The sequence below is a fragment of the Streptomyces sp. NPDC058308 genome (genome assembly GCF_042880275.1).
Taxonomy (GTDB): Bacteria; Actinomycetota; Actinomycetes; order Streptomycetales; family Streptomycetaceae; genus Streptomyces.
The window spans coordinates 1-24,254 of the sequence record NZ_JBHVZA010000053.1; the positions used below are offsets into that span (position 1 = coordinate 1).

The following is a 24,254-nucleotide window of genomic DNA, read 5'->3' on the forward strand; positions in this document are numbered from 1 at the left end:
TGCCGTCAAGAGGGTGTCTAAATTGGTCGTCACAACCCGATGTTGGACACCCTCCCTCCGTCTGAGAACCCCGCTATCGGAACTACTCGTCTAGCTGAGGCGCTCGATGACCATCGCCATGCCCTGGCCACCGCCGACGCACATCGTCTCCAGGCCGAACTGCTTGTCGTGGAACTGGAGGGAGTTGATGAGCGTGCCGGTGATGCGGGCGCCCGTCATGCCGAAGGGGTGGCCCACCGCGATGGCGCCGCCGTTGACGTTGAGCTTGTCGAGCGGGATGTTCAGGTCGCGGTAGGAGGGGATCACCTGGGCGGCGAAGGCCTCGTTGATCTCGAAGAGGTCGATGTCGTCGACGGTGAGACCGGCGCGCTTCAGGGCCTGCTTGCTCGCCTCGACCGGGCCCAGGCCCATGATCTCGGGGGAGAGGCCGGTGACGCCGGTGGAGACGATGCGGGCGAGCGGGGTCAGGCCGAGCTCGCGGGCCTTCGTGTCGCTCATGATCACGAGGGCGGCGGCGCCGTCGTTCAGCGGGCAGCAGTTGCCGGCGGTGACGAGTCCGTCGGGGCGGAACACGGGCTTGAGGCCCTGGACGCCCTCGTACGTGACGCCGGCACGCGGGCCGTCGTCCTTGCTGACGACGGTGCCGTCAGGGGTCGTGACCGGGGTGATCTCCCGCTCCCAGAACCCGTTCTTCAGGGCTTCCTCGGCGAGGTTCTGCGAACGGACGCCGAACTCGTCCATGTCCTTGCGGGTGACGCCCTTGGCGCGGGCGAGGTTCTCGGCGGTCTGGCCCATCGCGATGTACGCGTCCGGGATCAGGCCGTCCTCGCGCGGGTCGTGCCACGTGGAGCCCTCGCTCTGGGCGACGGCCGCGGTGCGGGCCTCGGCGTCGGCGAAGAGGGGGTTGTGCGTGTCGGGGTGGTCGCTGGTCCCGTTCTTGCTGCGCGACACCATCTCGACGCCGGCCGAGATGAAGACGTCGCCCTCGCCCGCCTTGATGGCGTGCAGGGCCATGCGGCTCGTCTGCAGGGAGGAGGAGCAGTACCGGGTGATGGTGCAGCCCGGCAGGTGGTCCATGCCCATCTGTACGGCGACGATACGGCCGAGGTTGTGCCCCTGCTCGCCGCCCGGCAGGCCACAGCCGAGCATCAGGTCGTCGATGAGCTTCGGGTCGAGCTCCGGGACCTTGGCGAGGGCGGCCTCGATGACCGTGGCGGTCAGGTCGTCCGGGCGCAGGTCCTTCAGCGAGCCCTTGAAGGCGCGGCCGATCGGGGTGCGTGCGGCAGAAACGATCACGGCTTCGGGCATCAGGACGCTCCAGGGGCGAAGGGGCAGGACTCACTGGGAAGTTACCTGCACGTAATGGGGTGGGTCATGGGGTGGGGGGTGTGACTCCGGACGCATTTCTAAGCGGGCGCTCAGGCCGCGGGGCCCCGGGCGGGAGGGGGTGTGCCTTCGCCTGCGGGTGTGTCGTGGCCGGTCGCGCAGTTCCCCGCGCCCCTTGGCGGGCTGGGCTGCATGTCTGGCTGCGGCCCGGTGGGGCTTGCTCGCGCAGTTCCCCGCGCCCCTTTAGCGGCACCTTCGGCCGGCCGGCGAGGAGGACTCCCCGGGGGCGCGGGGAACTGCGCGAGTAACCACGATGGCGCTGCAGACGAAGGCGGACCCAGGGGCGCGGGGAACTGCGCGAGCGACCACGATGGCGCTGCGGGCGAAGGCGGTTCCAGGGGCGCGGGGAACTGCGCGAGCGACCACGATGGCGCTGCAGGCGAAGGCGGGCCTAGGGGCGCGGGGAACTGCGCGATCAGCCCCCACCGGCCCGCGGGCGAAGGCGGGCCCAGGGGCGCGGGGAACTGCGCGAGCGGCCCCCGCCGGGCCGCAGGCGGCGTCAGTGGGGGAGCGGGGACGGTTCCGGGGTGTGGATGCGACGACGGCGTCGGCGCTTGAGGAGGGCCCACGGCCCCCGGGGCCCCGTAGGCATCGCCGCCGTAACCTCCGTACCACCCTCCGCCGCCGCCCGCGCCGCCGCCCGCGCAACCGGCAGGAACCCCTCCCGCCGCGAGACATCGGGACGCTCCTCCTCCGGCCACAGCCCCAGCGCGGCGCACAACGTGGGCAGCACCGCCATCGCCGCCGTCGCATACCCCTCGGCGGACGGGTGGTACCGGTCGGGACCGAACAGCTCCCGCGGATTCGCCGCGAACTCGGGACCGAGCAGGTCGCCGAGCGACACCGTCCGCCCGCCCTGCTCCACCGCACCGATCGTCTGCGCCGCGGCCAGCTGCCGCGAGACGCGGCGGGCCATCCACCGCAGCGGCTGGTAGACGTTCTCGACCGTGCCCAGGTCGGGGCAGGTGCCGACGACCACCTCCGCCCCGGCCGTACGGAGCCTGCGGACCGCCGCGGAGAGGTGGCGGACGGAGCGGGTGGGCGGCATCCGGTGCGTCACGTCATTCGCGCCGATCATGATGACGCAGACGTCCGGCACCCAGGACGGGTCCGAGAGGATCAGCGTCACCTGCCGGTCCAGGTCGTCCGACTGGGCGCCGGGCAGCGCCACGTTCCGCAGGTCGACGGGTTGCTCGGCCACCGCGGCGAGACCGGAGGCGAGCAGCGCGGCCGGGGTCTGCCGGGCCCGGTGCACGCCCTGGCCCGCGGCCGTGGAGTCGCCGAGCATCGCGAACCGCACCGCCGGGCAGCCGATGGCGCGGTCGGCGTAGGACCCGCCGTAGCGGCCGTCGGCGCGCGGTGGATCCGCATGGCCGCCGTTGCCCACGTTCCGTTTCGCCAGCTGCACCTCGGCGAGCACCACGCCCACCGTGGCGGCCCCGAGCAGCCCGATGCCTCCTCCGCCGTACGCCGCGCCCGCGGCGATCCGCCGTGCCACCCTCGCCCTCGACATGCCCTGCAGCCACCTCCTCGTGCCGTACCGCGCCATACGGCCGTACATCCACTCATTGCCCCGTAAGCACGGTCGGCCAATCGCAAGCAGAGGTGAACGGATGAGTCGGACCCTTAGGCTGACCGCACCAATTCGTCGCACTACATCGCAGCCCGGAGACAACGGTGCAATTCCACGACTCGATGATCAGTCTCGTCGGCAACACCCCGCTGGTGAGGCTCAACAACGTGACCGCGGGCATCCAGGCGACTGTCCTGGCCAAGGTCGAGTACTTCAACCCCGGCGGTTCCGTGAAGGACCGCATCGCGCTGCGCATGATCGAGGCGGCGGAGCAGAGCGGGGAGCTGAAGCCCGGCGGCACCATCGTCGAGCCCACCTCCGGCAACACCGGGGTCGGCCTCGCCATCGTGGCCCAGCAGAAGGGCTACAAGTGCATCTTCGTCTGCCCCGACAAGGTGTCCCTCGACAAGATCAATGTGCTGCGCGCGTACGGCGCCGATGTGGTGGTCTGCCCGACCGCCGTCGACCCCGAGCACCCGGATTCGTACTACAACGTCTCCGACCGGCTGGTCCGCGAGACGCCCGGCGCCTGGAAGCCCGACCAGTACAGCAACCCCAACAACCCGCTCTCCCACTACCACTCCACGGGCCCCGAGCTCTGGGAGCAGACGGCGGGGAAGATCACTCATTTCGTGACGGGCATCGGGACCGGTGGCACGATCTCCGGTACGGGTGGATATCTGAAGGAGGTCTCGAAGGGGAAGGTCACCGTCGTCGGGGCCGACCCCGAGGGGTCCGTGTACTCCGGCGGGTCCGGGCGCCCCTACCTGGTCGAGGGCGTCGGTGAGGACTTCTGGCCGACCGCGTACGACAGGAACGTGACGGACGAGATCGTCGCGGTGTCCGACAAGGACTCCTTCCAGATGACCCGGCGCCTGGCTAAGGAGGAGGGGCTGCTCGTCGGCGGGTCCTGCGGCATGGCCGTCGTGGCGGCGCTGCGGGTCGCCGAGCGGCTCGGCCCGGACGACGTCGTGGTGGTGCTCCTTCCCGACTCCGGCCGCGGCTACCTGAGCAAGATCTTCAGCGACGAGTGGATGAACGACTACGGCTTCCTGGAGCAGGCGGGCGACGCGCCGCGCGTCGGCGACGTGCTGAGCCGCAAGGAGGGCGGCGCGCTGCCCTCGCTGGTGCACATGCACCCCGAGGAGACGGTCGGCGAGGCCATCGACGTGCTCCGTGAGTACGGGGTCTCGCAGATGCCGATCGTGAAGCCGGGCGCGGGGCACCCGGACGTGATGGCCGCGGAGGTCATCGGCTCGGTCGTCGAACGCGAGCTCCTGGACGCGCTGTTCACGCAGCGTGCCTCGCTCTCCGACCCGCTGGAGAAGCACATGTCGGACCCGCTGCCGCAGGTCGGCTCCGGGGAGCCGGTGGCGGACCTGATGTCGGTGCTCGGCGGGGCCGACGCCGCGATCGTCCTGGTCGAGGGCAAGCCGACCGGCGTCGTGAGCCGGCAGGACCTCCTCGCGTTCCTGGCGGCTCAGCCGGGGCAGTGAGGCGGTGGTCCCGGCTCCTGGGAGCCGGGACTTCGCGGAAGCGGTACGCGGGTTTCACGTGTGCGCAGCACGGGCTTAACACGGCTCCGGCACAGTTTTCTGTGTCGGCGTCAGGACATCCGGAGCGGCTCCCGGAACTCCACGGACGCCTGGACGTGGCCTGGCCCTGACCCGGCGCACGTCCGCCGCGGAGGCCGTCGTCGTCCCGCCCGCTGGGGTTTGCCCCCGGAGGTGCGGCGGTCTCCGCGGCGACGGCCGAACGGTGTTTTGCGCAGTTCCCCGCGCCCCTGAGCGCCCCCTCCTCGCCGTTTTCCCCGTACGGGTACGCCGTTGGCTGAGCGCGCAGTTCCCCGCGCCCCTGGGGTGCCTCCTCGCCGTTCCCCCGTGCGGGTACGTCGTGGCTGGTCGCGCAGTTCCCCGCGCCCCTGAAAAGACTGCGCAGTTCCCCGCGCCCCTGGAGGGGGCGGGCGCACATCGCCGGCTCGCCGGAGGTGCGGCAAAAGGGGCGCGGGGAACTGCGCGCCCAGCCCCCACCGGGCCCCCAGCGTGAATGAGACCGGTCCCGCCCCAGGGGCGCGGGGAACTGCGCGAGAAACCCCCGCCGGGCCGCAGCGTGAATGAGGCCGGGTCCCCCTCTCAGGGGCGCGGGGAACTGCGCGGCAAGCCCCCGCCGGGCCGCAGGGTGGATAAGGCCGGTTCCCGCCTCAGGGGCGCAGGGAACTGCGCGGCAAACCCCGTTGGGCCGCCGCCTCGGCGACCCCGTGCGCTCAGGGGGCCGCGCCCTCCGCCGCCACGCTCCAGCTCCCCAGCAGCGCCAGCCTCTCCGCACTCTCCGACCCCGGCTCCGGCGTGTAGACGACCAGGAGTTGCTCGGGATCGCCGGGCAGCGCCAGCGTCTCGTAGGGGAGGACCAGGTCGCCGACGACCGGGTGGCTGATGCGCTTCACGCCGTGGGTCTTCTCCTTGACCTGGTGGTCCGCCCACAGCCGGCGGAAGTCCTCGCTCTTGACGGACAGTTCGCCGACCAGCGAGCAGAGCGCCGCGTCCGAGGGGCGGCGCGCCGCGTCCAGGCGCAGATACGCGACGGTCTCCGCGGCCACCGCCTCCCACTCCGGGTAGCACGCCTTGCCGGGGCCTTCGAGGAAGACCTGGCGGGGAATGTTGCGCTCGGCGGGAGTGAGGCGGGAGAAGCCGTTGAGGGCGTCGCCGAGCGCGTTCCAGGCCAGGACGTCCATGCGGCGGCCGAAGACGAACGCGGGCGCCCGGTCGATGGTGTCGAGCAGGAGCTGCAGCCCGGGCCGGACCCGCTGAGCGGCGGCGGCCCTGCGGGGCCGGGGCTGCGGGCGGGCCACGGTGCGCAGGTAGGCGTGCTCGGTCTCGTCCAGACGCAGCACGCGGGCGATCGCGTCGAGCACGGCGTCGGACACCGAGGGACCGCGGCCCTGTTCGAGGCGGATGTAGTAGTCCACGCTCACGCCCGCCAGCTGGGCGACCTCCTCGCGCCGCAGCCCGGGCACCCGGCGGCGGCCGTGCGCGGTGAGGCCCACGTCCGCGGGCTGTATGCGGGCGCGCCGTGAACGCAGGAAGTCTCCGAGGTCACCGTTCATGCGTTCGATCCTAGGGCGGCGGCCGGAGCTGAGCCTGGTACTGGCAGACCCAGGAAAAGCACAGCCCTGGGTAGCGGGCCGCGCGGTGCGCAGAGTGGTTCCCGCCGCCGGGGAGAGCCCCGGACGGCAAGGACCGCAAGGGAGTTCAGGAATGTCGTACGAGAACCTTCAGGACCGCACCGCCCTCGTCACCGGCGCCGCCAGCGGCATCGGCGAGGCCACGGCCCGGCTGCTCGCGGCGCGGGGCGCGCGGGTCGTCCTCCTCGCCCGGCGCACGGAGCGCCTCGACGGGCTGGCCGCGAAGATCGGGGCGGACGGCGGACGGGCGCTCGCCGTCACCGCCGACATCACCGACCAGGCGTCGGTGGACGCCGCCGCGGAGCGCGTCCACGCGGCGTACGGACGCGTGGACCTGGTGGTGAACTCGGCGGGCGTGATGCTCCCCAACCCGGTCACCGAGGCCCGCACCGACGAGTGGCAGCGGATGCTGGACACGAACGTGGCGGGTGCGCTGCGGATCATCGGCGCCTTCACGCCGGACCTGATCGAGGCGGCCGCCCAGGGCGGCACGGCGGACCTGGTCAACATCTCCTCGATCGGCGCGCACATCCCGTTCACCGACTACGCGGTGTACGGGGCGACGAAGGCGGCGCTGACCTATCTGTCGGAGTCGCTGCGCACCGAGCTCGGCCCGCGCGACGTGCGCGTCACCAACGTCGAGCCGGGCTTCACGGACACCGAGCTGCGCGGGCACGTCGACAACGAGGAGCTCAGCGAGCAGCTGGAGGGCATGTTCGGCGCAGTCGGGTCGCTGGCCTCGGACGACATCGCGGACCTCATCGCGTACGCGACGAGCCGGCCGCGCCACGTCAACCTGCGCCAGCTGATCGTGTTGCCCACGCGTCAGGCGTGAGCCCCCGGTCAACGGACCGGCCGGGACGGGTTCAGTCGATTCAGTCGGTTCAGTCGTCCCATTCCGATGTGCGCTCGCGGCTCCGGCGCCCGAACTGCGCGCCGCGCACCGAGTGCACCGCGTTCACGCCGAAGATGCCGGCCCACGACACGAAGAGCCCGGTCAGGCCCGCGTTGGCCACGGCGATCGCGGAGAGCGGGATGGCGAGGACCAGCGAGATCACGCCGAATCCGAAGCGCTCACCCCACGAGTCGACGTCGCTGCCGGGGGAGCGGGCGCCGCGGGCGACGACCATCTGCTGCTCGGCCAGATGGCGTCGCATGCGGCGGTCGACCGTCCCGTCCAGGCGCTGCTCGATCTTCCCCAGGAACGAGTCGACCAAGGCGGAGTCGTACTCTTCGCCGAGCTCTCTGCGGGCGTGCAGAGTGGCGTCGAGTTCCTTCTTGAGTTCGGCGTCTCGGGCTTCCATACCTGAGTACGTTACGGCGCCAAGGCTTCGGTCGCGGTGGGGCTAACCCCCCTTTCCGTGCGGGCCCCGTCCCCAGGGACGGGCGGATTCCGCCTGGCCAGCGCCCAGTACAGCGCCGCGGGCACCACGAGCCCCACGATCCACGAGATGTCGGCGCCGCCCAGCGGACCGGCCAGCGGGCCCGTGTAGAAGTGCGTGACGAGGAAGGGCAGCTGGGCGAGGAGCCCGACGCCGTAGACCGTCAGCGCGTCCCAGCGCCAGGCGCCGTAGCGGCCGTGCGGGTCGAAGAGGGCGGGGATGTCGTACCGCTCGCGCGAGATCAGGTAGTAGTCGACCAGGTTGATGGCGGACCACGGCGTGAAGAAGGTCAGCAGGAACAGCAGGAAGTCCTTGAAGGACGCCAGGAAGCTGTCCTTGCCGAGCAGCGCGACCGCCGTGCCCGCCACCATGATCACCGCGATGTACGCGGCCCGGCCGCGGGGCCCGAGGACGCGGCTGCCGCGGAATCCGCTGATGCTCGTGACCATCGACATGAAGCCGCCGTACGTGTTGAGCACGTTGATGGTCAGCTTGCCGAGCGCGATCACGAAGTACAGGAGGGAGGCGATCAGGCCGGTGCCGCCGAGGCCGACGACATAGCCGACCTGGTCGTCGAGGAAGGCGCCCCCCGCGCTCGCCGCCACCAGGACCCCGAACGTCATCGACCACTGCGAGCCGAGCGCCGAGCCCGAAAGCGTCCACCAGAAGGTGGCCTTCGCCGAGGTCGTGCGCGGCAGGTAGCGCGAGTAGTCCGCGACGTAGGGGCCGAAGGCCAGCTGCCAGGAGGCGGAGAGGGAGACGGCGAGCAGGAACATCGGCAGGTCGAAGTGGGCGTCGGAGAGCAGCGCGGACAGGTCCACGCGGTCCAGGAGCCGGATGCCGAGGTAGACGAAGGCGAGCGCGCAGATCACGCTCGCCACCCGGCCGAGCGCGTGGATGACGCGGTAGCCGACCGCCGCCATGACCGCCGTGACCACGGCGAAGATCACGATGCCGGTGGTGTCGTTCGTGTGCGACAGCTCGGCGGTGGCCTGTCCGGCGAGCACGCTGCCGCTCGCGAAGAACCCGACGTACATGAGGATGACGAGGAGCAGCGGGACGACCGCGCCCTTCACCCCGAACTGGGCCCGGGACTGGATCATCTGGGGCAGGCCGAGCTTCGGCCCCTGCGCCGAGTGCAGGGCCATCACCGCGCCGCCGAGCAGGTTGCCGAGGACGAGGCCCGCGAGCGACCACACCACGTCGCCGCCGAAGACGACGGCGAGGGCGCCCGTGACGACCGCGGTGATCTGCAGATTGGCGCCGAGCCAGAGGGTGAACTGGCTGAACGCGGTGCCGTGCCGTTCGTCGTCCGGGACGACATCGATGGAGCGCCGCTCCACGAGATCCTCTGCTGCCATGATCCGCTGAACCCCCTGCTGTTCCGGGTGAGTTGGTGCGTTCCCTCAGTGGCTACTTCTTGGTGAAGCCGTGCTTCTTGGTGGTGCCGTGCTTCTCCGCCCCGTCCCACGCGCGGAAGCCCTCGTGGACCGGGTCGAGCTGGATCGTGTGGAGTCCCTTGCCCGGCTGTATATCGTCATGCAGAGTTCTCGTTGTCTGAATAGGTTGTCAATGCTCCGGCGCAAATCGCCGGCACCAAGTGGCCGGTGGGCAAGACGGGCCGTCCGATTGGGGAAGGAATGCGAGTGAAGTCGTCTCGTATCGCGGACACGGCGACCGGAGACGGGGAAGCGGTCGGCACTCTCGACGGCCGGGGAATGACGGTCACAGACGTCGTACGTCTGGCCGGATCCGCTGCCCGGCCGGTGCGGCTGCGGTCGGCACGCGGCGCCGGAACGACCGCGGGTACGGACATCCTGAGGGGAACGGCATGAGTGACAGCCCTGCCGCGCGACTGCAAGTGCTCTTCGAGGGCCACCGGCTCACGCCCACCCAGCGGCGCATCGCGCACTGCATGGTGCGCAGGGCCGCCGACGCGCCGTTCCTCTCCAGCGTGGAGCTGGCCGACCTCGCCGGGGTGAGCCAGCCCTCGGTCACCCGCTTCGCCGTCGCCCTCGGCTTCGACGGCTACCCGGCGCTGCGCAGGCACCTGCGGGACGTGGCCCCAGCGGAGACGTCGGGCGCCAGGACCGTCAACGAGTACCAGCAGGCGGTCGAGGCGGAGATCGAGAACCTCCGGCACCTGGCGGAGGTGCTCGCGGACCCGGCCCCGGTGGAGCGCGCGGGCCGGCTCCTCGCCGCTTCCCGCCCCCTGCCCGTCCTCGGCCTGCGGGCCGCCGCGTCCCAGGCGTACGGCTTCGCCTACTTCGCCGCCAAGGTCCACCCCGACGTGCGCCTCCTCGACGAGGGCGGCACGATGCTGACCGACCGCGTCGACGCGGCGGTCCGCGCCGGTGCCACGACGCTCCTCTGCTTCGCGCTGCCCCGCCACCCCCGCGAGGTCGTCGACGCACTCGCCCACGCACAGTCGGCGGGCCTGACGGTCGTCACCGTCGCCGACTCCGCGTTCGCCCCGGTCGCCGCCCACTGCGACCTGCTGCTCCCCGCGGCGGTCGGCACGGGCCTCGCCTTCGACACGGCCTGCGCCCCGATGCTGCTCGGCCGCGTCCTTCTGGAGGCCATGTGCGACGGCCTCCCGGACGCGCAGGCGCGCCTGGAGGAGTTCGACGCGGGGGCGGCGGCGCGGGGGCTGTTCGTGGAGTAGGGACCCGTATGGGTGAACGTCCTCGTTCAGTGCCGGGGGACGCTGCTGCCACGTACGCTCGAACCATGACCGCAGCAGAGGACTACGACCACCTTCGGCACGTACTCGACGCGCTGCCACCGGCGAAGCTCCGGCACCTCCGCGTCATCGTGGACACCGACCCGGAGATCGCGCCGTACGTGGAGGAAGCAGCGGCTGAGCCGTCGGCGGGGCGCTTTTCTTTCGCCGGCATCGGCGATTCGGGCCGGTCGGACCTCTCGGAGCGCCACCGTGAGCTGGTCCAAGACGGAATCGAGCTCGATCGGTGAAGGAAATCCTGGTCGACACGGGTGTGCTGATCGCGATCGCCGACCGGCGGGACGCCCATCACGCCGAGTGCCTCGCGTTCGCCGAAGGCTTCCAGGGGCGCCTCAAGGTCGTGCCGACGGTGGTCACCGAGACCGCCTGGATGCTGGAGCGGTATCTGTCCCCCGAGGCGGAGGCGGGCTTCCTGGACTCGGTGGCCGCCGGCCAGCTGGACCTGGTCGCCCTGGAACAGGGGGACCTGGCCCGTACGGCGGACCTGATCCGCACATACGCCGACTTCCCCCTCGGCACCGTCGACGCCTCCGTCATCGCGGTCGCCGAGCGCCTCCGCCTCGCCGAGGTCGCGACCCTCGACCACCGCCACTTCTCCGCCGTGCGGCCCGAGCACGTGAAGGCCTTCACGCTCCTGCCCTGAGCGGCGCGCCTGCCCCCCTCAGCCCGCGTCCCGGGCCCCCCTCAGCCCGCGTCCCGGGCCCCCCTCAGCCCGCGTCCCGGGCCCCCCTCAGCCCGCGTCCCGGGCCCCCAGGACCACCTTGTTGACCACCCACAGCCCGATGCCGATCGCGATCAGGACGCCCGCCCGGATGTAGACCTCGGCCGGGCGGTCCGCCAGCGGGCTGGCGAGGATCAGGGCGGTGATCGCGCCGAGCACGGGAAGTGCCGTCGGCGTACGGAAGTGCCGGTGGTCGACCGGGTCGCGGCGCAGGACGAGGACCGCCACGTTGACCACCGCGAACACGCAGAGCAGCAGGAACGCCGTGGTGTCGCCGAGGCCCTCGATCTCGCCGGTCGAGACAAGGCCGACGGCGAGCAGGGAGACGAAGACGATGCCGACGATCGGGGTGCGGCGGCGGGGCAGGACGCGGCCCATGGCGCGCGGCAGGATGCGTTCGTTGGCCATGCCGTAGCAGAGCCGCGAGGCCATCATGATGTTGATCAGCGCCGAGTTGGTGACCGCGAACAGGGCGATCAGCGCGAAGAGTTTGTGCGGGAAGTCAACGCCGCCCGCCTTGACGACCTCCAGGAGCGGACCGCTGGAGCCTTCGAGCGTCCTGTGGTCGACGAGGAGGGACGAGACCAGCGCCACCAGGACGTAGATGGTGCCGGTCACCGCGACGCCGATGAAGATCGCGCGCGGGAAGGTGCGGACGGGGTCCTTGGTCTCCTCGGCCATGTTCACCGAGTCCTCGAAGCCCACGAAGGCGAAGAAGCCGAGGGCGGTCGCGCCCAGCACCCCGGTCATCAGGGCGTATCCGCTGCCGCCCGTCTCGAACTCGGTGAGGCGCGCGGGCTCGCCGTCCCCGGTCAGCACGGCGTACGCGCCGATCGCGAGGATGATCAGGAGGCCGGTCAGTTCGACGATCGTGAGAACCACGTTGGCCTTCACCGACTCCGAGACGCCCCGCATGTTCAGCGCCGCGAGCAGCACGATGAAGGTGATCGCGACCAGGGTCGGCGGCAGCGCGTCGCCGGTCAGCTCGCCCAGGTAGTCACCGCTGAAGGCGCGGGCCGCCGCGCTCGCGGACGAGAGGCCGGAGCACATCACCATGAAGGCGATGATGAAGGTGAGGAAGGGCGTCTTGAACGCCTTCTGGGTGTAGAGCGCGGCGCCGGCCGCCTTCGGGTACTTGCCGACCAGCTCGACGTACGAGGCGGCCGTCAGGAGCGCCACGACGAACCCGATCGCGAACGGCACCCAGAGCGCGCCGCCGACCTTGCCCGCGACCTTGCCGGTGGTGGCGTAGATGCCGGTGCCGAGAATGTCGCCGATCACGAAGAGGATCAGCAGTTTGGGCCCGATGGCGCGGTGCAGGGCCCCGTCCTCCTCCGGCGCCGGTGCGGTGCTGGGTGTGCCGGTTGCCGTCACTTGAGCCTCCCCCGAGACCGGGAACACGTCTGGGGAAAGGATCTGCCCGTGGCGCACGTCACTATGCGCGAGTTGAGCAAGTGCGTTCCCCTGCCTTGGCCGCAGGCGCCCCTAGGGGGCGCGGGGAACTGCGCGACCAGCCACCGGCCACCCGCAGCGGCCGACGGCCCCGAGGCGGCACTCGCGCGGGTCGGCGCACGGCGAGGTCAGAGCTGCCGCAAGGCGTCCCGCTCCGCGCCCCCGCCCGCCTCCGCCACGATCTCGTCGAGCGTCTGCGGCTCCCGCGCCACCGCGAAGCGCACCGCGTCGGCGTCCACGGAAAAGCCGTGGATGCCGGGCCTGGCGAGGCTGTTGTACGAGTAGTGGTGCGCGAAATAGTAGGCGCCGGTGTCCAACGCCGCGATGTAGTCGCCCTGTTCGAGGAGCGGCAGCGGACGGTTCTCGGCGAGCAGGTCGCCCGCGAAACAGGCCGGACCCGCGATGTCCTGCCCGACGGCGGGCCCGTTCCTGGGCTGCCCCCCGGCGTCGTACGCGCGGATCCGCAGCGGCCAGGAGGTGGGCATGTAGACGGTACGGGTGGCCACTTGGACGCCCGCGTGCGTCACGGCGATGGGTCTGCCGCCCGCGTGCTTCGCGTACTCGACGCGGGCGAGGATCGTCCCGTGCTTGGCGAGCAGCGAGCGGCCGAACTCGGTGACCAGGCCGTACCGCCCGTCGAGCAGTCCCGGCACCCGGGCCTTGAGGCGGCGCGCGTACTGCGCGTGGGTCGGCGTCTCCTCGTCCGAGGCGAAGTTGACGGGCAGGCCGCCGCCGATGTCGATCGTGTCGACCTGGCGCCGCCCGGCGCGTTCGTTGATCTCCTCGGCCAGCTCGTACGTCGCCGCGACGCCCCGCACCATCATCTCCAGGGGCATGCCCTGCGACCCGGAGTGCGCGTGCAGGCGGGTCAGCCACGGCCGGTCCAGGAAGGCCCTGACCACCCACTCCCTGGCGTCGTCGTCGCGCAGCGGCACCCCGAACTTGGCGGTGGGCGTCGCCGTCGACAGGGCGTCGATCGCGCCGCCGCCGATCTGCGGGTTCACGCGGATGCCGATGGGGGAGCCGGTCAGCGCCGACCGGGTCATCGTGTCGAGGCGGGCCAGTTCCTGCGGGTTGTCCGCGTTCACGGCGATGCCGAGCGCCAGGGCCTCGCGCAGTTCGGCCGGGGTCTTGGCGGGCGAGTCGAGGACGGTCTCGGCGGGCGGCACCCCGCCGGCCCGGGCCAGGGCCAGCTCGCCGGGGCTCGCCACCTCGGCGCCGACGCCCGCCGAGCGCAGCAGCCGCAGGACCGCGACGAGCGGGGCCGCCTTCACCGCGAAGGCGTGCAGGACGGGGGTGCCCGGCGGGGTGACGGCGTCGAAGGCGGCGTGCAGGGCTGCGGCACTCGCGCGGATTCCGGCGACGTCGAGCAGGCCCGCGACGGGGGCGGCGGGGCCGACGACGCCCTGCTCGACGGCGGCGCGGACGGCCCGGTCGCGGCGGGCGGCCGCCTCGGCGCCCGCGGTGGCGGGGGCGGTGCCCGCGTGGAGGTGCTGTGTCCGGTCGTCGTGGCCCATTGATCCAGCCAATCATCCGTGGCGGGCCATCGCTGGCGTACTCGTGCATTCGTTCGCTATTGACTAGCCCTATTCAGGACCTCAGGATGTGAATAACAAGGTCACATCGAGCCGGTTCGCCGAGCCCGCTCGCACCGGCTTCGACAGCAGCTTCACGCGAGGAGGCATCGCCATGTCAGGACCCCGCCCCGTACGGGCCCCGCGCGGTACGGAACTGAGTGCCCTGGGATGGCAGCAGGAAGCCGCCCTGCGCATGCTGCAGAACAACCTCGACCCCGAGGTCGCCGAGCACCCCGACAAGCTCGTCGTCTACGGCGGCACCGGCAAGGCGGCCCGCGACTGGCGCTCCTTCGACGCGATGGTGCGCACCCTGAAGACCCTCAAGCAGGACGAGACGATGCTCGTCCAGTCCGGCCGCCCCGTCGGCGTGATGCAGACGCACGAGTGGGCCCCGCGCGTCCTGATCGCCAACTCCAACCTGGTGGGCGACTGGGCGAACTGGGAGGAGTTCCGCCGCCTGGAGCAGCTCGGCCTCACCATGTACGGCCAGATGACGGCCGGTTCGTGGATCTACATCGGCACGCAGGGCATCCTCCAGGGCACGTACGAGACGTTCGCCGCCGTCGCCGCGAAGCTGCATTCAATTGGTAAGGGGGTCAACGGCACGCTCGCCGGGACGATCACCCTCACCGCAGGCCTCGGCGGCATGGGCGGCGCCCAGCCGCTCGCCGTCACCATGAACGACGGCGTCGCGATCTGTATCGACGTCGACCCGCGCGCCATCGAGCGCCGCATCGAGCACAAGTACCTGGATGTGAAGGCCGACTCCCTGGAGCACGCGCTCCAGCTGGCGGTGGAAGCCCGGGATGCGAGGAAGCCCCTCTCCATCGGCCTGCTCGGCAACGCGGCGGACCTGCTGCCCCGGATGCTCGCCGAGGGCGCCCCGATCGACATCGTCACCGACCAGACGTCGGCGCACGACCCGCTCGCCTACCTCCCCACCGGCGTCGACTTCGACGACATGGCGTCGTACGCGGCGAAGGACCCGGCGGGCTTCACGACCCGCGCCCGTGAGTCCATGGCCAGGCACGTCGAGGCCATGGTCGGCTTCATGGACGCCGGGGCCGAGGTCTTCGACTACGGCAACTCGATCCGCGGCGAGGCCCAACTCGCGGGCTACGAGCGCGCGTTCGCGTTCCCGGGCTTCGTCCCCGCCTACATCCGCCCGCTCTTCTGCGAGGGCAAGGGCCCGTTCCGCTGGGCGGCGCTCTCCGGCGAGGCCTCCGACATCCACAAGACGGACAAGGCGCTCCTCGACCTCTTCCCGGAGAACGAGTCGCTGCACCGCTGGATCAGGATGGCGGGCGAGCGCGTCCACTTCCAGGGCCTGCCCGCGCGCATCTGCTGGCTCGGCCAGGGCGAGCGCGACAAGGCGGGCGACATGTTCAACGACATGGTCGGCAACGGCACCCTCGCCGCCCCCCTCGCGATCGGCCGCGACCACCTCGACTGCGGCTCGGTGGCCTCCCCGTACCGCGAGACGGAGGCCATGCTCGACGGCTCCGACGCGATCGCCGACTGGCCGCTCCTGAACGCCATGGTGAACGTCGCCTCCGGCGCCTCCTGGGTCTCCATCCACCACGGCGGCGGCGTCGGCATGGGCCGCTCCATTCACGCGGGCCAGGTCTCGGTCGCCGACGGCACGAAGCTCGCGGGCGAGAAGATCCGCCGCGTCCTCACCAACGACCCCGGGATGGGCGTCATCCGGCACGTGGACGCGGGGTACGACATCGCGGAGTCCGTGGCGGACGAGAAGGGCGTACGGATTCCGATGCGGGAGGGCGACGCGTGACGCGCACCGGGGATCCCGGGGATGCCGGGGATTCAGCCCCTCCGGCGATTGAGGAGCGGGGTCCGGGGCGGAGCCCCGCGTCCTCCGCCCCCTCCTTCCAGGAGATGTGGCGAGACCTGAAGCCCATCGGACAGGACCCCGCCACCCGCGGCTACCGCCGCCACGCGTGGACGCCGGCCGACGCCGACTGCCGGGCCTGGTTCGTCCAGCAGGCGCAGTCGCGAGGCCTGACCTACGAACTGGACCGCAACGGCAACCAGTGGGCGTGGCTCGGCGACCCCGCCGCGGGGGACGCCGTCGTCACCGGCTCCCACCTCGACTCCGTGCCCGACGGCGGCGCCTTCGACGGCCCCCTCGGCGTCGTCTCCTCCTTCGCCGCGCTCGACGAACTCCGCGCCCGCGGCGCCGAGCTCACCAGGCCGCTCGCCATCGTCAACTTCGGCGACGAGGAGGGCGCCCGCTTCGGCCTGGCCTGCGTGGGGTCGAGGCTCACCGCGGGTCAGCTCACCGTCGAGGCGGCGCACAAGCTCCGGGACGGCGACGGCGTATCGCTGCCGCAGGCCATGGAAGCGGCGGGCTACGACCCGTACGGGATAGGCCCCGACCCCGAGCGCCTCGCCCGCATCGGCGCGTTCGTGGAGCTGCACGTCGAGCAGGGCCGGGCCCTGGACCTGACCGGCGACGCCGTGGGCATCGCGTCCGCCATCTGGCCGCACGGCCGCTGGCGCTTCGACTTCCGGGGCGAGGCCAACCACGCGGGCACGACCCGGCTCGTCGACCGCCGCGACCCGATGCTGTCGTACGCGGAGACGGCCCTCGCCGCCCGCCGCGAGGCCGAACTCGCGGGCGCCGTCGCCACGTTCGGCAAGATCTCCGTCGAGCCGAACGGCGTCAACGCGATCCCGTCCCTCGTACGCGGCTGGCTGGACTCGCGGGCGGCCGACCAGGCCACCCTCGACACGGTCGTCACGGGCATCGAGAAGGCGGCCCGCGAGTACGCGGACCGGCACGGCATCGACCTCGACGTCGTACGGGAGTCCTTCACGCCGGTCGTCGAGTTCGAGCATGCGCTGCGCGACGAGCTGGGCGCGATCCTGGGCGCGGGCACGGACCGGCCGCTCCCCGTACTCGGCACGGGCGCCGGGCACGACGCGGGTATTTTGTCCGGGTCGATCCCCACCGCCATGCTGTTCGTACGGAACCCCACGGGCGTCTCGCACTCCCCGGCCGAATACGCCGCCGAGGACGACTGCCTGGCCGGGGTGACCGCACTGGCCGACGTACTGGAAGGGCTGGCGTGCAGGTGACGACGGAGCGGACGGACACGTACTGGCTGGAGCACGCCTGGCTCGGCACGCATGTCGAGCCGGGCGTGGCGGTGGAGGTCACCGGCGACCGGATCACGGCGGTCCGCGAGGGCGTCGAGGCCCCGCCGCCCGGCGCGCGGGTGCTGCGCGGCCTGACGCTCCCCGGCCTCGCCAACGCCCATAGCCACGCCTTCCACCGCGCCCTGCGCGGCACCGTCCAGGTCGGCTCCGGCACGTTCTGGACGTGGCGCGAGGTCATGTACTCGGTGGCGGACCGCCTGACGCCGGAGTCGTACCACGCGCTGGCCCGCGCGGTGTACGCGGAGATGGCGCTGGCCGGCATCACGACGGTGGGGGAGTTCCACTACCTCCACCACGGGCCGGGCGGCACCCCGTACGCGGACCCCAACGCGATGGGCGAGGCGCTGATCCAGGCCGCCTCGGACGCGGGCGTCCGCATCACCCTCCTCGACACGGCGTACGTGGCCTCGGGGCTGCTGAGCGAGGAGCGCGGCAAGGAGCCCGACCGCCACCAGCTGCGCTTCTCCGACGGCACGACGCAGGCGTGGGCGGAGCGGGCCTCGGCCCTCAAGGAGCGCCCGCACGCCCGGATCGGCGCGGCGATCCACTCCGTACGGGCGGTCCCGGCACGGCAGTTGGGCACGGTGGTGGAGTGGGCGGCGGATCGCCGGGCCCCCCTCCACGTCCACCTCTCCGAGCAGACGGCGGAGAACGACGCGTGCCGCGCGGTGCACGGCCGCACGCCGACGCGCCTGCTCGCCGACCACGGTGTGCTGGGCGCGCGCACGACCGGCGTCCACAACACGCACCTCACGGACGAGGACATCGCCCTGCTCGGCGGCTCCTCCTCCGGCACGTGCATGTGCCCCACGACGGAACGCGACCTGGCGGACGGCATCGGCCCCGCAGTCGCCCTCCAGCGCGCGGGCAGCCCGCTCTCCCTGGGCAGCGACAGCCACGCGGTGATCGACATCCTGGAGGAGGCGCGCGCGATGGAGCTGAACGAACGCCTCCGCTCGCACACGCGTGGCCACTGGACGGCGGCGGCGCTGCTGCGCGCGGCAACGGCCGACGGTCACGCGGCGCTGGGCTGGCCGGACGCGGGCGTCATCGAGCCGGGCGCACTCGCCGACCTCACCACGATCGCCCTCGACTCGGTCCGCACGGCGGGCCCCGTGCCGCGCCTCGCCGCTGAGACGGCGGTGTTCGCGGCGACGGCGGCGGATGTCCGGCACACGGTGGTGGGCGGCCGCCATGTCGTACGGGACGGGGCGCACGAGCTGGTCCCCGACGTCCCGTCGGCGCTGACGGAGGCGATCGCGGCACTCAGAGACTGACGTGTCCCCCGACCCCGCTGGGGCTGAATCTTCAGCCCGTCCGGCGATTGAGGACGGGCTGGGGTCCCGCCCCTGACCCCGCTCTCCCTTGCCGCTGGGGCGGAATCTTCAGCCCGTCCGGCGATTGAGGACGAACTCGGCGAAGCCGGTGATCGACGGCCACCCCGGCCGGCGGAGCCGGAATTCTCGGGAAGGGGCGGGATCGGGGAAAGAACCGCCGGAGGCACGACGCCCGCCCCCACCAACCCGCAGAGGACCCCATGACCACCACCCTCATCACCAACATCGCCAGCCTCGTCACCAACGACCCCGCGCAGGGTGACGGCACCCCCATCGGCCTCCTCACGGACGCGGCCGTCGTCCTGGACGACGAGAGGATCGCCTGGGTGGGCCCGGCAGCCAAGGCCCCCGCCGCGGACAAGACCCACGACGCGAACGGCCGCGCCGCGATCCCCGGCTTCGTGGACTCCCACAGCCACCTCGTCTTCGCGGGCGACCGCACCCAGGAGTTCAACGCCCGCATGTCGGGCCGCGCGTACTCGGCGGGCGGCATCCGTACGACGGTGGCGGCGACCCGCGCCGCGACCGACGCGGAGCTGGAGGCGAACGTCACGCACTACCTCCGCGAAGCGCTCCGCCAGGGCACGACCACCTTCGAGACGAAGTCGGGCTACGGCCTGAACACGGAGGACGAGTCCCGCGCCCTGCGCATCGCGGCCCGCCACACCGAGGAGGTCACGTTCCTCGGCGCCCACATCGTCTCCCCGGACTACGCGGAGGACCCGGCGGCCTACGTCGACCTGGTCACCGGCGAGATGCTGGACGCCTGTGCGCCCCACGCCCGCTGGATCGACGTGTTCTGCGAGAAGGGCGCGTTCGACGGCGACCAGGCCCGCGCGATCCTGACGGCGGGCAAGGCGAAGGGCCTGCACCCCCGCATCCACGCCAACCAGCTCTCGTACGGCCCCGGCGTCCAACTGGCCGTCGAACTGGACGCGGCGAGCGCCGACCACTGCACGCACCTCACCGACGCCGACGTGGACGCCCTGGCGCAGGGCAACACGGTGGCGACGCTCCTCCCCGGCGCGGAGTTCTCCACCCGCGCCGAGTGGCCGGACGCCCGCCGCCTCCTGGACGCGGGCGCGACGGTGGCCCTCTCCACGGACTGCAACCCCGGCTCGTCCTTCACCTCCTCGGTCCCCTTCTGCATCGCCCTGGCGGTACGGGACATGGGCATGACCCCCGACGAGGCGATCTGGTCCGCGACGGCGGGCGGCGCGGCGGCCCTGCGCCGCGACGACATCGGCGTGCTCCGCGAGGGCGCGCGCGCCGACCTCGCCCTCCTCGACGCCCCGAGCCACGTCCACCTGGCGTACCGGCCGGGGGTGCCGCTGGTCGGCGAGGTGTGGCGTGGAGGTACGCGAGTTAAAGCGGATGGGTGATTTCCCGCTGACGGCCTCTCTCGTTGAGCGATCGCAGGAGCGTTCCGCTTCGGCACGACGAGACGCGAGAAGAGGAGAATATTGTGCGTCGAATGAGTACGGTCCTGGCCCTGGCGGTGGCCGCCGGAGGGCTCGGCCTGTCGGCGGCGACCGCCCAGGCCGCCCCCGCCTCCACCCTCCAGGACGGCCCTCCGTTCTCCTACGCGTCCTGCCTCAAGGCGACCGCGGACAAGGGTGAGAGCCCGGCGCAGGGCAAGTGGCACTGTGACCAGCTGGTCCGCAAGGGCTGGGTCAAGCCGCCGGTCGGCTGACCACCCTGCTGGGGGCCACCTTCGCGGGTGGCCCCTCCCCCCTCCCCTCCGTCAGGCGGGCAGCTCGCCGCGGCTGACGGCGGAGACGAAGGGGGCCCACGCGGTCGCCGGGACGACGAGGACGGGGCCGTCCGTGACCTTGGAGTCCCGTACGGGGACGATGCCGGGGAGGCCGTTGGCTACCTCGACGCAGTTGCCGCCACCGCCGTTGCTGTAGCTGCTTTTGCGCCAGGTTGCTGTACTCAAGTCATAGTCGTGGCTTGCCATTTCGGAAATCCTCAGCCGCATCCTCGATCATGGCGAGGGACGCCTCCGGCGGCAGTGCGGCGGCCCTGAGCCGATCGTAAGCCTTCCGGTACGGCTGCACGAGGGTGGGATCGTCGATGCACTGGCCGTGGTACGCGCCTTCCGTGTACATGAGCGGCGGGGCGTCGTCGAACTCCATGAACAGGAGCGGCAAATCCATGAAGGGACGGGTTGGAGCGTTCCACAGGAGGAGCTGTGGAACGATCCGGCGACGCTTCGCCAACGCAGCGATGTGGTTCAGCTGTTCAGCCATCGCCTCCGGCGAGACGATCGGCTCCCGGAGCAGGGACTCGTGCAGGATCGTCCAGTACTCCGGCTTCTTGGGGTTGTCGAAAAGCTTGGCCCGTTGTAGGCGGGCGTTGATCTTCGCATCGACCTCCTCCGGAAGGTCCAGCGGATACGTGGAGTGGATTACCGCTTGCGCGTACGTCGAGGTCTGCAACAGCCCCGGGAAGAGGGTGGCGTTCCACTCCTCGATCATCCGTGCCCGGGGCTCCGCCTCCAAGACCTGCAAGAAGTAGTCCGCATGCGCGCCCTGCCGTGCCTTCCGTACGTCCCCGGACCGTCGCTCGAAGAAGCCGTCCGTCCCCAGCAGCTGATCCACATGCCGAGCCAGTTCCACCGGCATCCGCCGCTCACCCCGCTCGATCTCGCTCAGGTAAGACGCCCCGAAGTAGCTGCCCTCCACGGTCTCCTGGAGCGTGCGGCCCGCCGCCTCGCGTTTCCAGCGCAGCTCCTTGCCGTAGAAGGCGGGGACACTCGCCGAGCCGTCGATGTCCTTGCGTGCCGCCACAGTTGACCGCCTTCCATACTTCGCGCAGTGGAGCTCAAACCCCTGTCACGCTACGCCACCCCACGCCACTGTGTGACTGAACGGTCACAGAGAGCACGGAAAGGCGTACCCCGCGATGAGAGATCCCGCCCCCGACTTCGAACTCGCACTCCTCGCCGTCCCCAAGGCGGTCCCCGAGCTTCGCCACACCCTGAGCGGGCCCCCCTACGGCCCGCACCCCGACGTACAGCTCTGCGTCAGTGAGCTGCTCAGCAACGTGATCCGGCACCTCGGTGAGGGCACGCCCGTCACGGTCCGCCTCACCACCGCCCGAGGGCGGATCCGCGTCGCCGTCACCGACCCCGACCCGCGCGCCTGGCCCCTGCTGCGCAAGGCGGGGAGCGACGACGAGACCGGGCGGGGCCTCGCGCTCCTCGACGCCGTCTCGCTGCGCTGGGGCGTGGAGCAGGGGCCCGACAGCAAGACCGTCTGGTGCGAACTGGGGGAGGGGTAGGAGTGCCGCGGTCCGTTCCGGGCAGGGGAAAGATGTGGGGCCCGCCTGTTCAACAGGCGGGCCCCACAGAGCCGTTCAGGCGCAGCGCAGCGGCACCTCACTCCTCGACCGTAAGTCCCTTGCGGAGCTTGACGAGGGTGCGCGAGAGCAGGCGGGAGACGTGCATCTGGGAGATGCCGAGCTCCTCGCCGATCTCCGACTGCGTCATGTTGGCGACGAAGCGCAGCGAGAGGATCTTCCGGTCGCGCGGCGGGAGTTCGGCGATCAGCGGCTTCAGCGACTCGACGTACTCGATGCCTTCGAGTCCGTGGTCCTCGTAGCCGATGCGGTCCGCCAGCGCGCCTTCGGAGTCGTCCTCCTCGGGCTGTGCGTCCAGCGAGCTCGCCGTGTAGGCGTTGGACGCGGCCATCCCCTCGACGACCTCGTCGTTGGAGATGCCCAGGCGCTCGGCGAGCTCGCCCACCGTGGGGGCGCGATCGAATTGCTGGGCGAGTTCGTCGCCCGCCTTGGCGAGGTCCAGTCGGAGTTCCTGGAGGCGGCGCGGTACGCGTACCGACCAACTCGTGTCACGGAAGAAGCGCTTGATCTCGCCGACGATCGTCGGCATCGCGAAGGTGGGGAATTCCACGCCGCGGCTGAGCTCGAACCGGTCGATCGCCTTGATGAGGCCGATCGTGCCGACCTGGATGATGTCCTCCATCGGCTCGCTGCGGGAGCGGAACCGGGAGGCCGCGAACTTCACCAGGGCGAGGTTGAGTTCGACCAGGGTGTTGCGGACATACGCGTATTCGTGGGTGCCTTCCTCAAGCGACTCGAAGCGCTCGAAGAGGGTCTTGGACAGGGCCCGCGCGTCGAGCGGCCCCACCTCGTCGTACGGCGGGATCTCCGGGAGCTCGGGAAGGGCGGTGAGCTCGTCCACGGGGTCTGAAGCCGGCAGGGGCTCGTGGGCAGGACCCGGAATCGCGGTTGCGGAGTGGTGCGGCGGGAGTGTCGACGACGCCTGGTCAGTATGCGATTCGTCGAGCCGGGGTGACATGGTGTCCTCCATCGTTCTCGGCATATGGCTGCCGATGCCAATACGTGCACTGCGGTGTGCGGCGCCTCCAAAGCCGTCCGTGTCGATTGCTGTCTCTACTACCCCTACCCGCTTCCGCGCGTCAGTCGCAAGTGCGTTCTGCGGCGAAATGTCCGAATTCGGGGGGATGTTCGGGTACCCCGGAGCGCAGGGAGGGCGTAATGTTCAGGGGCGTCATCAACAGCCACGACGGTCGGAAGAGAGTGACGATGGACCGCGGGACGGTCGGCAGCGCGCACAGGGGCCGGCTTCTGGTCGAAGTGCGAAAGATGGGTACGAGTGCCGTGGTCACCCCGGCGGGTGAGTTGGATCACCACACCGCCGATGTGTTGCGCGACCCGCTCGAAAAGTGCCTGGAAGAGGGCTACGCACGACTGGTCGTCGACTGCTCGCGCCTGGAGTTCTGTGACTCCACGGGGCTCAACGTACTCCTCGGGGCCCGGCTCAAGGCCGAGGCCGCAGGGGGCGGTGTGCACCTGGCCGGGATGCTTCCGGTGGTGGCCCGGGTCTTCGAGATCACCGGCGCGGAGGCCGTCTTCACGGTCCACGGAACGCTCGCGGAGGCCCTCGGTGAATGAGCCCGTGAAGGTCGCACGCGAAAGTTACGCGTCAGTTGTCTCTGTGTGATCAAGGCGTTACCGGCGTCACAGGGACCGGGGCGAACAAGTGGGTGTTCTCACGGTTCGTCCGGGCAGGAGAGACCTGGATCCGTCGACAACGGACCTCAAGTCAACAGTCAGAACGGCAAGCAGCCGATGTCCCCTACTCGCCCAGAGTTCTCTACGTGTCCAGAGTCCTCAGTCCTCCTGTCGGTGAGGTGAAGCGCTGATGAGCACCACCCGGCCTTACTCGCCGGGCGACCACGGCCCGGAGTCCGAGGCCGCAGTCGCTGACGCTCCTGCGGACCGGGTCTCCGGAACGCCTGCGGGCCGGCAGGTCCGCAGGCTGAGCCTGGACGGCGCGAGCGGCATCGTCCCGCTCGCCCGGGACTACACCCGCGAGGCGCTCCACGCCTGGGGCTGGCTGCCCGCGGAGAGCGCCGAAGGGCGTGCCGCCGCCGAGGACGTCCTCCTTGTCGTCTCCGAGCTCGTCACCAACGCCTGCCTGCACGCCGAGGGCCCCGACGAGCTCTGGCTCTCCTGCGACGGCAAGGTCCTGCGCATCGAGGTCACCGACCGCGGCACGGGCCAGCCCGCGCCGCGCACGCCGCACCGCGCGGGGCGGCCCGGCGGGCACGGAATGTTCATCGTCCAGCGGCTCTGCCTGGACTGGGGTGTCGTACGGACGCCCGGGGCCGCGGGCAAGACGGTGTGGGCGGAGCTGGGCGCTCCGGCCTAGGCCCCGTTGCCCCCCCGTCCCCCG

The 24,254-nt window shown here is 71.4% G+C and carries 24 protein-coding genes; 14 read left to right on the forward strand and 10 right to left on the reverse strand.

All coding sequences use genetic code 11. The features are described from left to right. Positions 1 to 90: 90 nt before the first annotated feature. Entirely contained in the window at positions 91 to 1,308 is a 1,218-nt protein-coding gene (locus ACFVYL_RS36905; protein WP_389724378.1) for an acetyl-CoA C-acetyltransferase, read from the reverse strand. Positions 1,309 to 1,885: 577 nt separating this feature from the next. Beyond that, complete coding sequence (locus ACFVYL_RS36910; RefSeq protein WP_389724381.1) at positions 1,886 to 2,899, reverse strand: SGNH/GDSL hydrolase family protein; 1,014 nt, start codon at positions 2,897 to 2,899, stop codon at positions 1,886 to 1,888. A 164-nt stretch (positions 2,900 to 3,063) separates the two neighbouring features. On the opposite strand from ACFVYL_RS36910, the gene ACFVYL_RS36915 reads away from it, so the two are divergent. After that, entirely contained in the window at positions 3,064 to 4,455 is a 1,392-nt protein-coding gene (locus ACFVYL_RS36915) for a cystathionine beta-synthase (RefSeq protein WP_389724384.1), read from the forward strand. Between the two features lie 767 nt (positions 4,456 to 5,222). Here the strand turns inward: ACFVYL_RS36915 and ACFVYL_RS36920 are convergent. After that, positions 5,223 to 6,062 (reverse strand): helix-turn-helix transcriptional regulator, encoded by an 840-nt coding sequence (locus tag ACFVYL_RS36920; protein WP_389724387.1) that lies wholly within the window; start codon positions 6,060 to 6,062, stop codon positions 5,223 to 5,225. A gap of 151 nt (positions 6,063 to 6,213) precedes the next feature. Here ACFVYL_RS36920 and ACFVYL_RS36925 point away from each other — a divergent pair, with 151 nt between their 5' ends. Beyond that, complete coding sequence (locus ACFVYL_RS36925) at positions 6,214 to 6,975, forward strand: SDR family oxidoreductase (protein ID WP_389724390.1); 762 nt, start codon at positions 6,214 to 6,216, stop codon at positions 6,973 to 6,975. Positions 6,976 to 7,024: 49 nt separating this feature from the next. Here ACFVYL_RS36925 and ACFVYL_RS36930 read toward each other — a convergent pair whose 3' ends face one another. Together ACFVYL_RS36930 and ACFVYL_RS36935 are read right to left on the reverse strand one after the other, a co-directional pair. After that, a complete protein-coding gene (locus ACFVYL_RS36930; protein WP_389724392.1) occupies positions 7,025 to 7,444 on the reverse strand; it encodes a hypothetical protein in 420 nt (139 codons plus the stop codon). A gap of 11 nt (positions 7,445 to 7,455) precedes the next feature. Next, positions 7,456 to 8,883, reverse strand: a complete 1,428-nt coding sequence (locus tag ACFVYL_RS36935; RefSeq protein WP_389724394.1) for a purine-cytosine permease family protein — start codon at positions 8,881 to 8,883, stop codon at positions 7,456 to 7,458. A gap of 285 nt (positions 8,884 to 9,168) precedes the next feature. Between ACFVYL_RS36935 and ACFVYL_RS36940 the strand changes: the two genes are divergently transcribed. From ACFVYL_RS36940 to ACFVYL_RS36955, 4 genes are all read left to right on the forward strand, one after another. Then, positions 9,169 to 9,357, forward strand: a complete 189-nt coding sequence (locus ACFVYL_RS36940) for a hypothetical protein (RefSeq protein ID WP_389724397.1) — start codon at positions 9,169 to 9,171, stop codon at positions 9,355 to 9,357. Then, on the forward strand, positions 9,354 to 10,187 hold the full coding sequence (locus tag ACFVYL_RS36945) for a MurR/RpiR family transcriptional regulator (RefSeq protein WP_389724399.1): 834 nt from the start codon (positions 9,354 to 9,356) through the stop codon (positions 10,185 to 10,187). The genes ACFVYL_RS36940 and ACFVYL_RS36945 overlap by 4 nt, the downstream gene beginning before the upstream one ends. 65 nt (positions 10,188 to 10,252) lie before the next feature. Beyond that, positions 10,253 to 10,495: a hypothetical protein gene (locus ACFVYL_RS36950; protein WP_389724402.1), complete on the forward strand. Its 243-nt coding sequence runs from the start codon at positions 10,253 to 10,255 to the stop codon at positions 10,493 to 10,495. Next, positions 10,492 to 10,908, forward strand: coding sequence for a type II toxin-antitoxin system VapC family toxin (locus tag ACFVYL_RS36955; RefSeq protein ID WP_389724405.1), 417 nt, complete (start codon positions 10,492 to 10,494; stop codon positions 10,906 to 10,908). The genes ACFVYL_RS36950 and ACFVYL_RS36955 overlap by 4 nt, the downstream gene beginning before the upstream one ends. A gap of 87 nt (positions 10,909 to 10,995) precedes the next feature. Here the strand turns inward: ACFVYL_RS36955 and ACFVYL_RS36960 are convergent, their stop codons facing one another. Continuing rightward, on the reverse strand, positions 10,996 to 12,360 hold the full coding sequence (locus tag ACFVYL_RS36960; RefSeq protein WP_389724408.1) for an APC family permease: 1,365 nt from the start codon (positions 12,358 to 12,360) through the stop codon (positions 10,996 to 10,998). A gap of 206 nt (positions 12,361 to 12,566) precedes the next feature. After that, positions 12,567 to 13,955: a diaminopimelate decarboxylase gene (locus ACFVYL_RS36965; RefSeq protein WP_389724411.1), complete on the reverse strand. Its 1,389-nt coding sequence runs from the start codon at positions 13,953 to 13,955 to the stop codon at positions 12,567 to 12,569. Positions 13,956 to 14,127: 172 nt separating this feature from the next. Here ACFVYL_RS36965 and hutU point away from each other — a divergent pair, with 172 nt between their 5' ends. The 5 genes from hutU to ACFVYL_RS36990 all read left to right on the forward strand — a co-directional run bounded on the left by hutU (position 14,128) and on the right by ACFVYL_RS36990 (position 20,225). Continuing rightward, positions 14,128 to 15,807, forward strand: coding sequence for a urocanate hydratase (hutU, locus tag ACFVYL_RS36970; RefSeq protein WP_389724414.1), 1,680 nt, complete (start codon positions 14,128 to 14,130; stop codon positions 15,805 to 15,807). A 104-nt stretch (positions 15,808 to 15,911) separates the two neighbouring features. Continuing rightward, on the forward strand, positions 15,912 to 17,114 hold the full coding sequence (locus tag ACFVYL_RS36975; protein ID WP_389724417.1) for an allantoate amidohydrolase: 1,203 nt from the start codon (positions 15,912 to 15,914) through the stop codon (positions 17,112 to 17,114). Then, positions 17,105 to 18,472, forward strand: a complete 1,368-nt coding sequence (locus ACFVYL_RS36980; RefSeq protein ID WP_389724420.1) for a formimidoylglutamate deiminase — start codon at positions 17,105 to 17,107, stop codon at positions 18,470 to 18,472. The genes ACFVYL_RS36975 and ACFVYL_RS36980 overlap by 10 nt, the downstream gene beginning before the upstream one ends. A 260-nt stretch (positions 18,473 to 18,732) precedes the next feature. After that, on the forward strand, positions 18,733 to 19,914 hold the full coding sequence (gene hutI / locus ACFVYL_RS36985; RefSeq protein WP_389724423.1) for an imidazolonepropionase: 1,182 nt from the start codon (positions 18,733 to 18,735) through the stop codon (positions 19,912 to 19,914). A 92-nt stretch (positions 19,915 to 20,006) separates the two neighbouring features. Then, complete coding sequence (locus ACFVYL_RS36990) at positions 20,007 to 20,225, forward strand: hypothetical protein (protein ID WP_389724426.1); 219 nt, start codon at positions 20,007 to 20,009, stop codon at positions 20,223 to 20,225. A 51-nt stretch (positions 20,226 to 20,276) separates the two neighbouring features. Here the strand turns inward: ACFVYL_RS36990 and ACFVYL_RS36995 are convergent, their stop codons facing one another. Both ACFVYL_RS36995 and ACFVYL_RS37000 read right to left on the reverse strand, forming a co-directional pair. Then, a complete protein-coding gene (locus tag ACFVYL_RS36995) occupies positions 20,277 to 20,492 on the reverse strand; it encodes a DUF397 domain-containing protein (protein ID WP_389724429.1) in 216 nt (71 codons plus the stop codon). After that, positions 20,473 to 21,324: a helix-turn-helix domain-containing protein gene (locus ACFVYL_RS37000; protein WP_389724432.1), complete on the reverse strand. Its 852-nt coding sequence runs from the start codon at positions 21,322 to 21,324 to the stop codon at positions 20,473 to 20,475. Before ACFVYL_RS37000 ends, ACFVYL_RS36995 begins: the two co-directional genes overlap by 20 nt. A 115-nt stretch (positions 21,325 to 21,439) precedes the next feature. Between ACFVYL_RS37000 and ACFVYL_RS37005 the strand changes: the two genes are divergently transcribed. After that, positions 21,440 to 21,817: an ATP-binding protein gene (locus tag ACFVYL_RS37005; protein ID WP_389724435.1), complete on the forward strand. Its 378-nt coding sequence runs from the start codon at positions 21,440 to 21,442 to the stop codon at positions 21,815 to 21,817. Between the two features lie 97 nt (positions 21,818 to 21,914). Here ACFVYL_RS37005 and ACFVYL_RS37010 read toward each other — a convergent pair whose 3' ends face one another. Next, on the reverse strand, positions 21,915 to 22,865 hold the full coding sequence (locus tag ACFVYL_RS37010; protein ID WP_389724438.1) for an RNA polymerase sigma factor SigF: 951 nt from the start codon (positions 22,863 to 22,865) through the stop codon (positions 21,915 to 21,917). Between the two features lie 236 nt (positions 22,866 to 23,101). Here ACFVYL_RS37010 and ACFVYL_RS37015 point away from each other — a divergent pair, with 236 nt between their 5' ends. Both ACFVYL_RS37015 and ACFVYL_RS37020 read left to right on the forward strand, forming a co-directional pair. Continuing rightward, positions 23,102 to 23,470 (forward strand): STAS domain-containing protein, encoded by a 369-nt coding sequence (locus ACFVYL_RS37015; RefSeq protein ID WP_389724441.1) that lies wholly within the window; start codon positions 23,102 to 23,104, stop codon positions 23,468 to 23,470. A 250-nt stretch (positions 23,471 to 23,720) separates the two neighbouring features. Further along, positions 23,721 to 24,230 (forward strand): ATP-binding protein, encoded by a 510-nt coding sequence (locus ACFVYL_RS37020; protein WP_389724443.1) that lies wholly within the window; start codon positions 23,721 to 23,723, stop codon positions 24,228 to 24,230. The last annotated feature ends 24 nt before the right edge of the window (positions 24,231 to 24,254 follow it).

Coding starts and splice junctions, on each gene's coding strand:
- ACFVYL_RS36950 (WP_389724402.1), top strand. CDS start 10,253: ATGACCGCAGCAGAGGACTACGACCACCTTCGGCACGTACTCGACGCG.
- ACFVYL_RS37010 (WP_389724438.1), bottom strand. CDS start 22,865: ATGGAGGACACCATGTCACCCCGGCTCGACGAATCGCATACTGACCAG.
- ACFVYL_RS37020 (WP_389724443.1), top strand. CDS start 23,721: ATGAGCACCACCCGGCCTTACTCGCCGGGCGACCACGGCCCGGAGTCC.
- ACFVYL_RS36925 (WP_389724390.1), top strand. CDS start 6,214: ATGTCGTACGAGAACCTTCAGGACCGCACCGCCCTCGTCACCGGCGCC.
- ACFVYL_RS36905 (WP_389724378.1), bottom strand. CDS start 1,308: ATGCCCGAAGCCGTGATCGTTTCTGCCGCACGCACCCCGATCGGCCGC.
- ACFVYL_RS37005 (WP_389724435.1), top strand. CDS start 21,440: ATGAGAGATCCCGCCCCCGACTTCGAACTCGCACTCCTCGCCGTCCCC.
- ACFVYL_RS36910 (WP_389724381.1), bottom strand. CDS start 2,899: ATGTCGAGGGCGAGGGTGGCACGGCGGATCGCCGCGGGCGCGGCGTAC.
- ACFVYL_RS36995 (WP_389724429.1), bottom strand. CDS start 20,492: ATGGCAAGCCACGACTATGACTTGAGTACAGCAACCTGGCGCAAAAGC.
- ACFVYL_RS36965 (WP_389724411.1), bottom strand. CDS start 13,955: ATGGGCCACGACGACCGGACACAGCACCTCCACGCGGGCACCGCCCCC.
- ACFVYL_RS36930 (WP_389724392.1), bottom strand. CDS start 7,444: ATGGAAGCCCGAGACGCCGAACTCAAGAAGGAACTCGACGCCACTCTG.
- ACFVYL_RS36975 (WP_389724417.1), top strand. CDS start 15,912: ATGTGGCGAGACCTGAAGCCCATCGGACAGGACCCCGCCACCCGCGGC.
- ACFVYL_RS36945 (WP_389724399.1), top strand. CDS start 9,354: ATGAGTGACAGCCCTGCCGCGCGACTGCAAGTGCTCTTCGAGGGCCAC.
- ACFVYL_RS36935 (WP_389724394.1), bottom strand. CDS start 8,883: ATGGCAGCAGAGGATCTCGTGGAGCGGCGCTCCATCGATGTCGTCCCG.
- hutU (WP_389724414.1), top strand. CDS start 14,128: ATGTCAGGACCCCGCCCCGTACGGGCCCCGCGCGGTACGGAACTGAGT.
- ACFVYL_RS36920 (WP_389724387.1), bottom strand. CDS start 6,062: ATGAACGGTGACCTCGGAGACTTCCTGCGTTCACGGCGCGCCCGCATA.
- hutI (WP_389724423.1), top strand. CDS start 18,733: ATGACCACCACCCTCATCACCAACATCGCCAGCCTCGTCACCAACGAC.
- ACFVYL_RS37015 (WP_389724441.1), top strand. CDS start 23,102: ATGGACCGCGGGACGGTCGGCAGCGCGCACAGGGGCCGGCTTCTGGTC.
- ACFVYL_RS36990 (WP_389724426.1), top strand. CDS start 20,007: ATGAGTACGGTCCTGGCCCTGGCGGTGGCCGCCGGAGGGCTCGGCCTG.